Source organism: Streptomyces sp. NPDC048603, assembly GCF_043199475.1.
Classification (GTDB): domain Bacteria; phylum Actinomycetota; class Actinomycetes; order Streptomycetales; family Streptomycetaceae; genus Streptomyces.
In genome coordinates, this window is sequence record NZ_JBICVY010000008.1 from 49,200 (window position 1) to 63,010 (window position 13,811).

Genomic DNA, 13,811 nt, shown 5'->3' on the forward strand with positions numbered 1-13,811 from the left:
CGAACCCGCCCCCCGTCCCCGAGGCGTCCCGCCCGGCCGGGGGGCTTCTTCGTGCACCCCCGCCCCCGCCCCCGGCCTCACCCCAGGCCCGCCGGAAGCCGCCCCGTGTGCAGGACGCCCAGGTGCTGCGTCGCCCGCGTGAGGGCGACGTACAGGTCGCTGGGCTGCTGGTCGGCCGGCTCCACCACGATCACCGTGTCGAACTCCAGGCCCTTGGACTGGCGCGGATCCAGCAGCACCACGCTCCGCGTCAGGTCCGGCTCGGCGCCCGCCTCCACCTCCGGCAGCACCTCCGCCAGTACGCCGTGCAGGGCGCGCGGCGCGATCACGGCCAGCCGGCCCTCGGCCGGCACGCCCTCCGCCACGGCCTTCGCTACCTCCGCCGGCAGGTCCGCGGCGGCCCGCACCCACGGCCGCACGCCCGTCGAGCGCACCGAGCGCGGCGGCTCGAAACCGGGCCTGCCCGCCCGCAGCACTGCTGCCGCCAGGTCCATCACCTCGGCGGGCGTGCGGTAGTTCACGCCCAGCCGGACCAGCTCCCAGCGGTCCCCGACCCAGGGGCCCAGGATCCGCTCCCACGAGCCCAGTCCCGCCTCGTCCCCGGTCTGTGCCGGGTCGCCCACCAGGGTCATCGACCGGGTGGGACAGCGCCGCATCAGCATCCGCCAGGCCATCGCCGACAGCTCCTGCGCCTCGTCCACGATCACGTGCCCGAAGGCCCAGGTGCGGTCGGCGGCCGCCCGCTCGGCGGTGCTCCGGTGATCGGCCTCCTCGTGCCGCTCCGCCATCCGCTCGGCGTCGATGATGTCGTGCGCGGCCAGGTACTCGCTCTCCATGTCCTCGAACTCGTACGACTTCGAGCCCTCGGACAGGTCCAGCACGCCCTGCGCGTACGCGATGCGCTCCTGACGCTCCCGCTCGGCGGCCGCCCTTTCCGCGGCGTCGTCGTACCCGAGCAGCTCGGCGGCCTCGTCGAGCAGCGGCACGTCGGCCGCCGTCCAGCCGCCGCCGGCCCGGCGGATCAGGGCGGCGTCCGCCCCGGGGAGGTGCGTGGGGTCCGCCAGGAACTCCGCGACCAGCCGCTGCGGGGTCAGCTCGGGCCACAGCGTGTCGATGGCGGCGTGCACCTCCGCGCTGGTGGCGATCTCCTTGCCCAGCTGGGCGATGTCGTCTGGGCCGAGCAGGTTGGGACCGCCGTACGGGTCGGCGCCGAGCCGGTCGGCGAGCTGCTCGGTCAGGGCGTCGATGATCCGGAAGGCGAAGAAGGGACGGGCCAGGTTGTGCGGCAGCCCGGTGGCGCGGGCCCGGTCCCGGGCCTCATGGGCCATCGTGCGGTGCAGCAGCAGGGTGCCGTAGTCGTCGTGGTCGACCTCCAGCGCCGGCTCCGGCAGCACCGCGCTGTCCTCGCCGGCCCCCGCCGGGACCGTCTCCGGCAGGGTCTGCCGGTCCCGGACCACCGCGGCCAGCACTTCCGCCATCCCGGCCCGGCCCTTGACGGCCGCGGCCCCGGGGCGGTCGCCGGCGGTGGGCCGTACGCCGGGGAACAGCTCGCCCACGGTGGCCAGCAGCACCCCGGTCTCGCCGAGGGCCGGCAGCACCTCGCCGATGTAGCCGAGGAAGGCCGGATTGGGGCCGACGATCAGCACCCCGCGACGGGCCAGCAACTCCCGCTGCGCGTACAGCAGATAGGCGGCGCGGTGCAGGGCGACGGCCGTCTTGCCGGTGCCCGGCCCGCCCTCCACCACGAGCACCCCGCGGTGCGGGGAGCGGATGATCCGGTCCTGGTCGGCCTGGATGGTCCGCACGATGTCGTGCATCCGGCCGGTCCGGGCCGCGTCGAGGGCGGCCAGCAGCACGGCGTCCGCGTCGGCTCCCTCGTGGCCGGTGCGCTCGGCGTCGGTGAGGTCGAGGATCTCGTCGTGCAGGGCGGTGACCTCGCGGCCCCGGGTGGTGAGGTGCCGGCGGCGGCGCAGCCCCATCGGGTGGTAGCCGGTGGCGAGGTAGAAGGGGCGGGCGACGTCCGCGCGCCAGTCCACCACCAGGGGAGTGCGCTCGCCGTCGTCCTCCCGGATTCCGATCCGGCCGATGTGGTGGTCATGCCCGTCGGAGTACGTCACCCGGCCAAAACACAGCCCGTTCTCGCCCGCGTTCAGCGCCGAAAGCAGGCCGGATTGCTCAGCGACCAGAACATCGCGTTCAAGGCGGGCCTGAAACCCTTCGCCTTCGCTCCGCAAGGCCTCCCGTACGGCCCGTTCGGCCTGGTCGCGCAGGTCGTCCAGGCGTTCGTAGAGCCGATCGACGAAACGCTGCTCATTCCGGAATTCCTCGGTTGACAATTCCACTCCCGCCGCGATATGGTGTCCTCGTGACTTTCCTTCATGTCTTCCTTTTCTGGAGGACATGAAACAACGAATATATGCGCACAGACGCCCTGGCAGTCAATATACGCCGGGGCATTTTTGTGCGGCGAACCCGCGAAACCGCGAACCCGCGAAACCGCAGTCCATACGTCCGCACGTCCGGGAGCAGTCGATGGCGACGCACGTCCACCAGCCGCGTGAGGACGCCGAATTCGACTTCGTCCTCGGCCTCGCCTCGGGCACCCCGATCCTCGCGTACTTCACCGGGGCCTGGCCCAAGGCCCTCGACGCCTGCCGGGCCATGGACCTCGTGGTCCGCGACACCGCGCGGGAGCGCGCAGGACGGCTCACCGTCGTCCGTGCCGACATGACCCGCTGCCCCGGGGCGACCCGGCGCTGGGCCGTGGCCTCCGCACCCGCCGTCGTGCTGATCGAGGACGGCCGCCCGGTCGCCGCCCACGAGGGCCCCCTGGACCACGCCGGACTCGCCGCGTTCCTCGACGGGCCCCGCTGACCCGGTGCCCGCGTTACGGTCGTACCCGTGACCACCGCACCAGGAATCACCTACCGCCTCGCCCGCCCCGAGGACGCCCCCGCCATCGAGGCCCTCGACAGCTCCTTCACCACCGCCACGGTCTTCGAGGCGGCCGCCACCGACACCGGCTTCGCCCTCCGCGAGGTGCCCGTCGACCCGCCCGTGCGCAAGGTCTTCCCGTCGGAGGAGCACGACGAGCAGGAGATCGGCGAGGACGCCGACACCGACCGCCGCACCTTCGTCGCCGTCGACGGCGACGAGCTGTGCGGGTTCGCCGCCGTCGGCTACTCCGCCTGGAACCGCCGCCTGACGGTCGAGGACATCGAGATCGCCCCGGCCCACCGGGGCCACGGCATCGGGCGCGCCCTGATGGAACACGCCGACGCCTTCGCCCGCGAGCGCGGCGCCGGCCACCTGTGGCTGGAGGTCTCCAGTGTCAACGCCCCGGCCGTGCACGCCTACCGGCGGATGGGCTTCGTCTTCTGCGGACTGGACACCACCCTGTACGACGGCACCCCCGCCGCGGGCGAACAGGCCCTGTTCATGAGCCGGACCGTCGGCTGACGTCACTCCAAGGGGGTGTTCCCTGCCGAACCGGCTGACGGATCCGAACTGCCGCATGTACAACGGGTGATTGTTTGAAGCACATGCATCCGGCACGTACAGGGTGGATCTGTTCGTACAGGGGGTAATCGCCCGGGATGGAAACACTGCAGCAGCTCTCGACGACCGCTCACATATGGTCGGAGGCGGAGGAGTTCATCCGCCTCTTCCATCTGGAGAACCCGTCGGCAGGCGATCCGCGAGACCGGCTCGCCGCCGTACGGAGAGAGATCGAGGAATCCGGCACCTACCGGCACACCCACGAGGAACTCGTGCACGGTGCCCGTGTCGCCTGGCGCAACAGCAACCGCTGTATCGGCCGGCTCTACTGGAACTCCCTGCGGGTCCGCGACCGCCGGGACCTGACCGGAGGCGACGAGATCGCCGCCGAATGCTTCGAGCACCTGCGCGAGGCCACCAACGGCGGCCGGATCCGGCCCACCATCACCGTCTTCGCCCCGGAGGCGCCGGACCGCCCCGGCCCCCTCATCTGGAACGAGCAGCTCGTCCGCTACGCCGGGTACGGCGACCACCCCTCGGTCACGGTGGGCGACCCGCGCAACCGCGAACTCACCGAGGCGCTGCGGGAGATCGGCTGGGCCGGCGGCCCCGGTACCCCCTTCGACCCGCTCCCGCTGGTGGTGCAGGGCTGCGACGACAAGCCCCGCTGGTTCGACCTGCCCGCCGACGCGGTCCTCGAAGTGCCCATCGGGCACCCGGACGGCGACGACTGGGCGGACTGGGGGCTGCGCTGGCACGCCGTCCCGGCCATCTCCAACATGTGCCTGGAGATCGGCGGGATCCGCTACCCGGCCGCCCCCTTCAACGGCTGGTACATGGGGACCGAGATCGGCGCCCGCAACCTCGGTGACAGCGACCGCTACAACCTGCTCCCCGTGGTCGCCCGCCGGCTGGGCATGGACACCTCCAGCGACCGCTCGCTCTGGAAGGACCGTGCCCTGGTCGAGCTCAACCGGGCCGTGCTGCACTCCTTCGACCGGGCCGGGGTCACCATCGCCGACCACCACACCGAGTCCCGCCGCTTCCTCACCCACCTGCAGCGCGAGGAGTGCAAGGGCCGCGAGGTCGGAGCCGACTGGTCCTGGATCGTGCCGCCGATATCCGGGTCGGCGACCCCGGTCTTCCACCGCACCTACGAGGACCGCCGGCAGACCCCGGCCTACGTCCACCTCCCCGGAGCACAGGAGCGGGCCCGGGGGATCGATCTGGTCTAGACCTTCTGTTACCGTCGGCTGTCCGTGCCGAACGGCCGAACGGCGAAGAGGGGTACAGCGTGACGGAGCACGACGACCGCACCGGTGAAGTCCGCGCCTACATCGGTTCGTTCACATCGGCGGGCGGCGGCGGCATCACCACCGCGGCCGTGGACGCGCACACCGGCGCCCTCACCGTCCTGGGCGTCACCGGTGCGGTCGCCGACCCCTCGTACCTGGCGCCCGGGCCCGACGGCCGCCGGCTCTACGCGGTGAGCGAGAGCGAGCGGGGCGCCGTACGGGCCTTCGCCGTGGACGGGCCGGGCCTGCCCCGGCCCGCGGCCCCCGCCGTCCCGGTAGGCGCGGCCGGGCCCACCCACCTCGCCGTGGCGGGGGAGTGGCTGCTCACCGCCAACTACACCTCGGGCAGCGTCAGCGTGCTGCCCGCCGCCGGGGTCGCCGCCGGAGCCGCCGCGGGCCCCACCGCCGTACTGCGGCACGAGGGCTCCGGCCCGGACCCCGGCCGGCAGGCAGGGCCGCACGCCCACCAGGTCGTGCCCGATCCCTCCGGCCGCCGGTTCCTCGGCGTCGACCTCGGCACCGACTCGGTCCGGGTCTGCACCCTGGACCCGGACACCGGAGCGGTGGCCCTGCACGCAGAAACCGCGCTCCGCCCCGGCAGCGGGCCGCGCCACCTCGCCTTCCACCCCGGCGGGAAGCTGGTCTACGTACTGCACGAGCTGGAGCCGCTGCTGACCGTCTGCCGGTGGGACGGGGCCCGGGGGCAACTGGAACCGGTCCGGGAGGTTCCGGTCGCCCCAGGGGGCGCCACAGGCCCGGCGCGGGCCTACCCCTCGGCGATCGTGGCCTCGCCCGACGGGCGGTTCCTCTGGGCGGCCGTGCGCGGGACCGACGTCATCACCGCCTTCGCCCTCGGCCCGGGCGGCGCGGCACCGGACGCGGGTCCGGAGCGGCCCCGGCAGGTCGGCAGCGTGTCCTGCGGCGGCCGCTGGCCGCGTGACCTCGCCCTGGACCCGGCCGGCCGCCGCCTCTACGCGGCCAACGAGCGCTCCGGGGACGTCACCTGGTTCGACGTGGACCCGATCACGGGCCTGCCGCGGCGGGCCGGTTCGGTGGCGGTGCCCGCCGCCACCTGCGTGGTCTTCGGCTGACCGGGCGGACAGGAACGCGGGCGGGCCCGCGGCCGGGATCCGGCCGCGGGCCCGCCCGCGTACGGCTGCGGGTACGCGGGTGCCGGGGGTGCGCCGGGTCAGCGTGCCGCGGCGGCCTGCGGCAGGCCGAGCGCGGCGGCGTACTGGGCCACCGCGAGCTTGCCGAGCGCCGGGTAGGCGCCGAGCACCTCGGCGGCCGAGCAGTCGGCCTCCTTGCAGGCGGTGTCCAGCAGCCCCTCGGCGGCCTCCGGGCCGATCAGGTACGGGGCGAGCGCCAGCTGCACCGAACCGGAACCGCGCAGCTGCTCGGCGACCGAGGCCACCGAACCCTCCTGGTCCAGGGCGGCGGCGATGACCGGCACGGCGAGCCGGGCGGCCAGCAGCATGCCCGTGATCCCGGCCGCCTGCACGGCCTCCTCGCCGCCCGTGGTGGCCAGGATGATGCCGTCGGCGGCGGTCGCCACGGTGAACAGCCGGGCCCGGTCGGCGCGCGCCAGACCGGCCTCGGACAGGCGCACGTGCAGACCCTCGGCGAGCAGCGGGTGCGGGCCGAGTACGTCGGCCAGCTCGGCGGCGGCGGTCGAGTCCATCAGCGCCTGGCGGGTCCGGCGCAGCAGGTCGGCGTCGGGTCCGGCCAGCAGCGGCACCACCACGGCGTCGGGGCCGGTGGGCTCCGGGACCTCGTGGCCGGCGGCGCGGGCGAACTCGGCGCGGGCGGTGCGGTCGGCGGTGACCGCGTTCAGTACGGAGGACAGCGAGGGGAACTCGGGCGTGGTGTCCCCGTCCGGGGCCTCGCCCTCGAGGTAGCCGATGCGGGCGTCCAGACCGGGCAGCTCGGAGCGGCCGATGCTGAGGATCTCCTCCGCGAGTCCCCGGGAGGCGGCCGACGGGACACCGGGCACGGCGAGCACCAGCGCGGGCGCGTTCTCCGGCGCCACCGCGGGCTCGGGCCGGCGGTGCCGTCCGCTCGGGCGGGGTCGCGGCATTCGTACGGGCAGGCCGTTCGCGGGGCCAGTCGGTGTGCTCATGGCGCCGCATGCTACTGGCTTTCGCGTACCGACTGTTCGGGCAGGGTTCGTAGAGACGGCTTCTGTCCGTATTTTTCCGCTGAAAATCGCATACGGTAAAACGATCAACAACCCGCCGCCCGGACGGCCGGCGGAGCCCTGCTTTGATCATGACAGCGTAGCGCCGGAAACGGTTCCCGGTGCCGGGCCGCTGCCGGGTCCGGTGCCCGGCCCGTGCGGTTGCGCCGGGTGTCGGTGTGGGCCAGTAGAGTGATCGACCGTGGCACCACGACCGTTGCATGAACTCGTAGAAGCAGGCTGGGCGAAGGCCCTGGAGCCGGTGGCCGGACGCATCGCCGGCATGGGGGACTTCCTCCGGGCGGAGATCGCGGCGGGCCGCACGTACCTCCCGTCCGGGGCGAACGTCCTGCGCGCCTTCCAGCAGCCCTTCGACGACGTCCGGGTCCTGATCGTCGGACAGGACCCCTACCCCACGCCGGGGATGGCCATCGGGCTCAGCTTCGCCGTGTCCCCCGACGTGCGCCGGCTGCCCGGCAGCCTGGAGAACATCTTCCGGGAGATGAACGCCGACCTCGGACTGCCCAGGCCGTCCAACGGAGACCTCACGCCGTGGACGCGGCAGGGCGTCCTCCTCCTCAACCGGGCCCTGACGACGGCACCGGGCAAGCCCGCCGCGCACCGCGGCAAGGGCTGGGAGGAGGTGACCGAGCAGGCGATCCGCGCGCTCGCCGCCCGCGGGAAGCCGCTGGTGTCCGTCCTGTGGGGCCGTGACGCCCGCAACCTGCGGCCGCTGCTCGGCGACCTCCCGGCCATCGAGTCGGCGCACCCCTCGCCGATGTCCGCGGACCGCGGCTTCTTCGGCTCGCGCCCCTTCAGCCGAGCCAACGACCTGCTCGTACGCCAGGGCACACAGCCGGTGGACTGGCGCCTTCCCTGACGCCGCCGGGGCTTCCGGCTGCCGGGCTCAGGCGAGTACGGCGGCCCGCACGCACAGGACGTCGGGCAGGTGGGAGGCGAGCAGGATCCAGCTGTCGCCGTCGTCCGCGCTCGCGTACAGCTCGCCGTTGCGGTTGCCGAAGTAGACGCCCGCCGGGTCGGCGTCGTCCGTGCACAGGGCGTCGCGCAGCACCGTGCCGTAGTGGTCCTCGTCCGGCAGGCCGCGGGACAGCGGTTCCCAGGTGCCGCCCGCGTCCCCGGTGCGGAAGACCCGGCAGCGGTGTCCGGCCGGCACCCGGTCGGAGTCGGCGTTCAGCGGGAACACGTACGCGGTGTCCGGGCGGTGCGGATGGGCGGCGACGGCGAAGCCGAAGTCCGAGGGGAGGCCGCCGCCGATGTCCCTCCAGCGCCGGCCCGCGTCGTCGCTGCGGTAGACGCCCCAGTGGTTCTGCAGGTAGAGGCGGGCGGGGTTCCCGGCGTCCTGGGCGATCTTGTGCACGCACTGGCCGAATTCCGGGTTCGGGTCGGGCAGGAAGACGGCCGAGACACCGGCGTTGGACGGGGCCCATGCGGCGCCGCCGTCGGTGGTGCGGAACACGCCGGCGGTGGACACGGCGACGGTCACCGAGTCCGGGTCGGCCGGGTCGGTGATCACTGTGTGCAGTCCCTCACCGCCGCCGCCGGGCACCCAGTCCTTCCGGCTCGGGTGCTCCCACAGCGGCCGGACCAGCTCGAAGCTCCCGCCCCGGTCGGCCGAGCGGAACAGCGCGGCCGGCTCGGTGCCCGCGTAGACCACGCCCGGTGCCTCGGGGCCGGCGGGGTGCAGCTGCCAGACGCGCTCCAGCGAGGCCCCGGTGTCCAGCGGGAACCTCACCGCAGGTTGGGCCGGCTCCTGCCAGCTCGCCCCGAGGTCGTCGGAGGTGAACACGGACGGGCCCCAGTGCGAGCTGTCCCCGCCGACGAGCAGCCGGGGTCCGGGCCCGCGCCGGTCGACGGCGGCGGAGTACACGGCCTGGGCGTTGAAATGGGGGCCGTCGAACTCCCACGGGCCGCCGTTCCTGCGGCGGCGCCCGATGAAGAGCCCCTTGCGCGTCCCCGCGAGCAGCAGTACCTCGGTCATGGCCGGACACCTCCGGACGTCGCTGTCCCAAGGGGCATCCTTCTGCACCCCGAACTACTACGAGAACTTCCGTACTACGTGAACTCTCGTACTACGAGAGATTTCGTAGTACGGTTGATCTCGTACTTGATCCCGGTGCCGCCGGCCCCGGGTCCGGCCGTCCCATGACCTGGAGAGCCCGCGATGAGTGCTGCCCTGTTCGAGCCGTACGCCCTGCGTTCCGTCACCGTCCCCAACCGGATCTGGATGGCCCCGATGTGCCAGTACAGCGCCGAGCCCACCGGCCCGGGCGCCGGTGTCGCCGGCGACTGGCACTTCGCGCACTACGCGGCGCGAGCGGCCGGCGGCACCGGCCTGATCCTGCTGGAGGCCACCGCCGTCGCCCCGGAAGGGCGGATCTCCCCCTACGACCTCGGGCTGTGGAACGACACCCAGACCGAGGCGCTGCGCAGGATCACCGGCTTCCTCAAGGAGCGGGGCACCGTCCCCGGCATCCAGATCGCCCATGCCGGGCGCAAGGCGTCCACCGACCGGCCCTGGCTCGGAGGGGCCCCCGTCGGGCCCGAGGAGCACGGCTGGCAGCCGAGCGCCCCCAGCCCGGTGGCGTTCGCCGACGGACACCCCGTCCCGCACGAGCTGACGGTCGAGGAGATCCACGAGATCACCGGGCAGTTCGCGGCGGCCGCGGAGCGGGCGCTGGCAGCCGGCTTCCAGGTGGTGGAGATCCACGGGGCGCACGGCTACCTGATCGGGGAGTTCCTCTCCCCGCACAGCAACCGCCGCACCGACTCCTACGGCGGCTCCTTCGAGAACCGGACCCGGTTCGCCCTGGAGGTCGTGGACGCCGTGCGGGCCGTGTGGCCGGCCGAACTGCCGCTGCTCTTCCGCGTCTCCGCCACCGACTGGCTGGACGATGGGGGCTGGACCGCCGACGAGACCGTCGCGCTGGCCCGGCTGCTGAAGGAGCACGGAGTGGACCTGCTGGACGTCTCCACCGGCGGCAACGCCGCGGGCGTCCGCATCCCGGTCGGCCCCGGCTACCAGGTGCCGTTCGCCGCACGCATCAAGGCCGAGACGGACCTGCCGGTGGCCGCCGTGGGCCTGATCACCGACCCCGTCCAGGCCGAGAAGATCCTCGCCGACGACGAGGCGGACGCGGTCCTGCTCGGCCGCAAGCTGCTCCGCGACCCGTACTGGGCCCGGCGCGCGGCGCGCGAGCTGGGCGGCGAGGTCCCCACCCCCGACCAGTACCACCGGGCCTGAGCGCGGGGACCGGCTCGTACGATGGGTGGGCCGGGAACGGCACGGACAGTGAACGGAGAACGGGAGACGCATGATGACCGAGCGTGAGACCGGCCGTGCCCTGGCCCACCCGGAGCCGGCGGAGATCCGGCTGGAGGCCGTGCTGCACGCCCTCTCGGACCCGGTGCGGCTGTCGATCGTCCGAGACCTGGCGGAGGCGGAGGCCGGCAACGGGGCCGAGCTGCCCTGCTCGTACTTCGACCTGCCGGTGACCAAGTCGACCACCACCCACCACTTCCGGGTGCTCCGGGAGAGCGGAGTGGTCCGGCAGACCTACCGGGGCACGGCCAAGCTCAACGGGCTGCGCCGGGCGGACCTGGAGAAGCTCTTCCCCGGCCTGCTGGACAGCGTCCTGACCGCAGCCGAGGCGGAGGCCGGCCGCCTGGCGGCGGGCACCACGGCCTGATGCGGGCGCCACGGCCTGATGCGGGCACCACGGCCTGAGGCGGGCAAGGCCGGTCCGGCGGGCGCCCCGCGCTCTATGATCATGCTGATGTGACGGGCCGGGCGGGGGAGTGGCCGATGGTGGTGCACGGGCGGGTGTGGAACGCGGCGGGGGCCTTCGTCCTCCTCGGAGCGGTCCTGACGGGGTGCTCGGCCGGGGACGGGACCGGCGGACCCCGGACGAGACCTTCGGGCGGTGCGCCGGCCCGCGTGGTGCCGGTGCTCACGGAGGCGCAGGCCCGGGAGGTCTTCGAACGGTATGTGCGGGAGAACGCCGCGGCCGACGAGAAGGGCGACACCGAGGCGGCCTCCCGGATCGAGGGCGGTCGGCTGCTGGAGGAGAGCCGAGCCCACTCACGGCTGCACCAGGCCAGGGGCTCGAAGGACCAGCCGGTCCGCTATGTACGGCCGGTGTTCCTGATCCCGCAGGCGCCGGAAGGGGCGCCCGCTCCGAGGGGCTTCGCCGTGCTCAGCAAGTGGGAAGGGCGGGAAACGGACCGGAGTTCCGTCCTGCACTACTTCATGCGTGGTGGTGCCGACGGGGACTGGAAGGCGGTGGCGGCCACCTGGGTGGTGACCGAACCCGCCCCGGCGACACCGAGTGCCGACCCGAGCCGGTCTCCGAAACCGGGGACGCTGAAGGTCCGGCCGAAGGTGCTGCCGCCGGTCGCGAGCGGAGCCTCCGGAACTGTGGAACTGTCCCCGACCGCGGCACCGGACACCGCCGTGTGCGGGCGTTACGCGGACTACCTGAGCTTCACGGTGCCCGAGGGCAAGCCGGACAGTCCGCACTTCGAACGCGGGGACTTCACCAGCGGAGTGGTGGAGTTCTTCAACGGCTGGGACGAGGAGGAGCTGGTACGCAGCCTGTCCTTCCGGCGGGCCGGGGAGGAGCTGCCCGTGTTCCGGCTGAAGGACGGCGGTTCCCTGGTCGTCTGCACCCTGGAGGGGACGTACCGCGACCGGGGCCGCACTCCGGCCCACTGGATCGAGCTCGACGCGGGGAGCGACAGCGCGGCACTGCTGGGCGGGGGCACGCGCAAGTGGGCGAGCCTGGAGGAGGAGTGGAGCGTGACGGCGGTGGTGGAGGTGCCGCCGGGCGGGCGCCCCGCGACGGTCCTCTCGACGGACGTCCACAGGCCGACGAAGACCTCGGTCAAAGGTGTGGCCTGGAAGTAGGCCGCGCCATGGCCGAACGGGGCACCGGGGCCGAGTTCGCTGAGCCCGGTACCGGGCCCGGCCCGCCTCAGCGGCCCGGTGCCACCAGCCCCGACTCGTACGCGGTGATGACCAGCTGGGCCCGGTCGCGTGCCCCGAGTTTGCCCATGATCCGGCTGACATGGGTCTTCGCCGTGAGGGGCGAGAGCCCGAGCGTCTCGGCGATCTCCGTGTTGTTCAGGCCCCGGGCCACCAGCACCAGCACCTGGCGTTCGCGCTCCGACAGGTCCTCCGGCCCTCCCGTCACCGTCGTGTCCGGAGCGGCGAGGACCCTGGCTATCACCCGGGCCGTCGGGCCCGGGGAGAGCAGCGATTCGCCCGCCGCCACCGTGCGGATCGCCGCGAGGAGTTCGGCGGGCCGGATGTCCTTCACCACGAAGCCCGAGGCGCCGGCCCGCAGCGCCTCCACGATGTGCTCGTCGGTGTCGTAGGTGGTGAGCACCAGCACCTTCACCCCGGCCAGGTCCTCGTCGGCGGCGATCAGCCGGGTCGCCCCGATCCCGTCGAGCTCGGGCATCCGGACGTCCATGACCACCAGGTCCGCCCGCGCCGAACGGGCCAGCTCCACCGCCTCCTTGCCGTTGGCGGCCTGGCCCACGACCTCCATGTCGGGTGCCGAGTCGACGAGCATCGCGAACGAAGCCCGGACGAGGGTCTGGTCGTCCGCGAGCAGCACCCGGATCACGCTGTCATCTCCCTTGCCGCGAGCGGCAGCGCCGCCGTGACCTCGAAGCCCCCGCCGGCGCGAGGACCCGCGTTCAGTGTGCCTCCCACGCTCTTCGCCCGCTCCCGCATCCCGAGGATCCCGTACCCGGAGCCGCCGGAGCCGCCGGAGCTTCCCGAGCCGCCGGAACCGCCGGAACCGCCCGAGACTGCGCCGTCGTTGGTCACCCGTACCGTCAACACCTCGTCCGCCAGGCCGACATCGACCCGGACGTCCGCGTCCGCGTCCCCGTGCCGCACGGCGTTCGTCAGCGACTCCTGCACGATCCGGTACGCCGCCGCCCCCACCGCCGCCGGGACCCTCGCCTCACCCGTCCGTATCGACAGGTCCGCCCCCGATGAGCGCACGAGGTCCGGCAGCGAGGCGAGGTCCGGCAGCGGGCCCTCCGGCGCCGCCCGCAGCACGTCCAGGGTCGTCCGCACCTCGGAGCGGGCCTCCCGGCACGTCTCGGCTATCCCGTCGAGCGCCTCGGCGAGCGCCTCCCGGTCGAGCCGGTCCGGGTCGGCGACCAGGACGTGCGCCGCCACCGACGTCTGCACGCCGATGAGGGTGATCGAGTGGGCGAGGAGGTCGTGCAGGTCCCGGGCTATCCGCAGCCGCTCCTCGGCGACCTTCCGCTCCGTCTCGCGCTCCGACCGCTCGATCAGGCCCGCCACCAGCTGCCGGTAGAGCCGGATGCTCGTGCCGAAGACCAGCATGGCGATCACCCAGCCGGAGACCCGCAACAGCTCCACCATCTCGTGCGGGTTGACGAAGACCTGAATGGTGAGCGTGATGGACGTGACCGCGAGCCCGATGATGAGAGTGCGCTTGGGACGGCCGGCAGCAGCCACCGTGTACAGCGCGGTCATCGAGGCCGGTATCGGCGCCAGGTGCATGTAGTCGAGCGCGTGGTACGGCGCGACGCAGGCCACCACGGCCAGCAGCACCGGCAGCGGCGCCTTGCGCCGCCAGGCCAGTGGAACGTGCGCGGCGAGCAGCAGCACCCAGCCGACCGGGTCCGGCCGGCGGCCGTCGTCGAGGGTGAGCGCGATCAGCACCGCGAAGGCCGCGAAGACCGCGGCGGCCGTCGCATCGCACCGCACGGGGTACGGGGCCGCCTGGGGGTCGCGGGTGAAGGCTGCTGCGAAGTCCATGGCGTTCATCCTCCCTGCG

At 73.5% G+C, this 13,811-nt stretch carries 14 protein-coding genes; 9 read left to right on the plus strand and 5 right to left on the minus strand.

Going from position 1 to position 13,811, the window contains the following annotated elements; translation table 11 throughout:
* Positions 1-77: 77 nt before the first annotated feature.
* Positions 78-2,117 carry a HelD family protein gene (locus ACGFQ9_RS20600; protein WP_393575454.1) on the minus strand — a complete coding sequence of 680 codons (2,040 nt, stop codon included), beginning with the start codon at positions 2,115-2,117 and terminating at the stop codon, positions 78-80.
* Between the two features lie 54 nt (positions 2,118-2,171).
* Between ACGFQ9_RS20600 and ACGFQ9_RS20605 the strand changes: the two genes are divergently transcribed.
* The 5 genes from ACGFQ9_RS20605 (at position 2,172) to ACGFQ9_RS20625 (ending at position 5,884) form a co-directional block, all read left to right on the plus strand.
* Complete coding sequence (locus tag ACGFQ9_RS20605) at positions 2,172-2,333, plus strand: hypothetical protein (RefSeq protein ID WP_393575455.1); 162 nt, start codon at positions 2,172-2,174, stop codon at positions 2,331-2,333.
* A gap of 199 nt (positions 2,334-2,532) precedes the next feature.
* On the plus strand, positions 2,533-2,874 hold the full coding sequence (locus ACGFQ9_RS20610; RefSeq protein WP_393575457.1) for a thioredoxin family protein: 342 nt from the start codon (positions 2,533-2,535) through the stop codon (positions 2,872-2,874).
* A gap of 27 nt (positions 2,875-2,901) precedes the next feature.
* On the plus strand, positions 2,902-3,459 hold the full coding sequence (locus ACGFQ9_RS20615; RefSeq protein WP_393575458.1) for a GNAT family N-acetyltransferase: 558 nt from the start codon (positions 2,902-2,904) through the stop codon (positions 3,457-3,459).
* Positions 3,460-3,596: 137 nt separating this feature from the next.
* A complete protein-coding gene (locus ACGFQ9_RS20620; protein ID WP_393575460.1) occupies positions 3,597-4,733 on the plus strand; it encodes a nitric oxide synthase oxygenase in 1,137 nt (378 codons plus the stop codon).
* Positions 4,734-4,792: 59 nt separating this feature from the next.
* Positions 4,793-5,884 carry a lactonase family protein gene (locus tag ACGFQ9_RS20625; RefSeq protein ID WP_393575461.1) on the plus strand — a complete coding sequence of 364 codons (1,092 nt, stop codon included), beginning with the start codon at positions 4,793-4,795 and terminating at the stop codon, positions 5,882-5,884.
* A gap of 98 nt (positions 5,885-5,982) precedes the next feature.
* On the opposite strand, the gene ACGFQ9_RS20630 is transcribed toward ACGFQ9_RS20625, so the two are convergent.
* Positions 5,983-6,912 carry a hypothetical protein gene (locus ACGFQ9_RS20630; protein ID WP_393575462.1) on the minus strand — a complete coding sequence of 310 codons (930 nt, stop codon included), beginning with the start codon at positions 6,910-6,912 and terminating at the stop codon, positions 5,983-5,985.
* Positions 6,913-7,171: 259 nt separating this feature from the next.
* Between ACGFQ9_RS20630 and ACGFQ9_RS20635 the strand changes: the two genes are divergently transcribed.
* On the plus strand, positions 7,172-7,849 hold the full coding sequence (locus ACGFQ9_RS20635) for a uracil-DNA glycosylase (RefSeq protein WP_393575464.1): 678 nt from the start codon (positions 7,172-7,174) through the stop codon (positions 7,847-7,849).
* Between the two features lie 27 nt (positions 7,850-7,876).
* Here ACGFQ9_RS20635 and ACGFQ9_RS20640 read toward each other — a convergent pair whose 3' ends face one another.
* Positions 7,877-8,968, minus strand: a complete 1,092-nt coding sequence (locus ACGFQ9_RS20640; protein WP_393575466.1) for a WD40/YVTN/BNR-like repeat-containing protein — start codon at positions 8,966-8,968, stop codon at positions 7,877-7,879.
* A 183-nt stretch (positions 8,969-9,151) separates the two neighbouring features.
* Here ACGFQ9_RS20640 and ACGFQ9_RS20645 point away from each other — a divergent pair, with 183 nt between their 5' ends.
* From ACGFQ9_RS20645 to ACGFQ9_RS20655, 3 genes are all read left to right on the plus strand, one after another.
* The gene (locus ACGFQ9_RS20645; RefSeq protein ID WP_393575467.1) at positions 9,152-10,231 is read left to right on the plus strand and encodes an NADH:flavin oxidoreductase/NADH oxidase; all 1,080 of its coding nucleotides are present in this window, start codon (positions 9,152-9,154) and stop codon (positions 10,229-10,231) included.
* A gap of 73 nt (positions 10,232-10,304) precedes the next feature.
* Positions 10,305-10,676 (plus strand): ArsR/SmtB family transcription factor, encoded by a 372-nt coding sequence (locus ACGFQ9_RS20650; protein WP_393575982.1) that lies wholly within the window; start codon positions 10,305-10,307, stop codon positions 10,674-10,676.
* Positions 10,677-10,792: 116 nt separating this feature from the next.
* Positions 10,793-11,893 (plus strand): hypothetical protein, encoded by a 1,101-nt coding sequence (locus ACGFQ9_RS20655; RefSeq protein ID WP_393575468.1) that lies wholly within the window; start codon positions 10,793-10,795, stop codon positions 11,891-11,893.
* A 67-nt stretch (positions 11,894-11,960) separates the two neighbouring features.
* Here ACGFQ9_RS20655 and ACGFQ9_RS20660 read toward each other — a convergent pair whose 3' ends face one another.
* A complete protein-coding gene (locus ACGFQ9_RS20660; RefSeq protein ID WP_393575470.1) occupies positions 11,961-12,617 on the minus strand; it encodes a response regulator in 657 nt (218 codons plus the stop codon).
* Positions 12,614-13,792 (minus strand): sensor histidine kinase, encoded by a 1,179-nt coding sequence (locus ACGFQ9_RS20665; RefSeq protein WP_393575471.1) that lies wholly within the window; start codon positions 13,790-13,792, stop codon positions 12,614-12,616. The genes ACGFQ9_RS20660 and ACGFQ9_RS20665 overlap by 4 nt, the downstream gene beginning before the upstream one ends.
* Between the last annotated feature and the right edge of the window lie 19 nt (positions 13,793-13,811).

Bases quoted from the DNA above. Each gene is read 5' to 3' on its own strand.
- ACGFQ9_RS20655 (WP_393575468.1), top strand. From the start codon at position 10,793: ATGGTGGTGCACGGGCGGGTGTGGAACGCGGCGGGGGCCTTCGTCCTC.
- ACGFQ9_RS20630 (WP_393575462.1), bottom strand. From the start codon at position 6,912: ATGAGCACACCGACTGGCCCCGCGAACGGCCTGCCCGTACGAATGCCG.
- ACGFQ9_RS20650 (WP_393575982.1), top strand. From the start codon at position 10,305: ATGACCGAGCGTGAGACCGGCCGTGCCCTGGCCCACCCGGAGCCGGCG.
- ACGFQ9_RS20665 (WP_393575471.1), bottom strand. From the start codon at position 13,792: ATGGACTTCGCAGCAGCCTTCACCCGCGACCCCCAGGCGGCCCCGTAC.
- ACGFQ9_RS20620 (WP_393575460.1), top strand. From the start codon at position 3,597: ATGGAAACACTGCAGCAGCTCTCGACGACCGCTCACATATGGTCGGAG.
- ACGFQ9_RS20645 (WP_393575467.1), top strand. From the start codon at position 9,152: ATGAGTGCTGCCCTGTTCGAGCCGTACGCCCTGCGTTCCGTCACCGTC.
- ACGFQ9_RS20640 (WP_393575466.1), bottom strand. From the start codon at position 8,968: ATGACCGAGGTACTGCTGCTCGCGGGGACGCGCAAGGGGCTCTTCATC.
- ACGFQ9_RS20610 (WP_393575457.1), top strand. From the start codon at position 2,533: ATGGCGACGCACGTCCACCAGCCGCGTGAGGACGCCGAATTCGACTTC.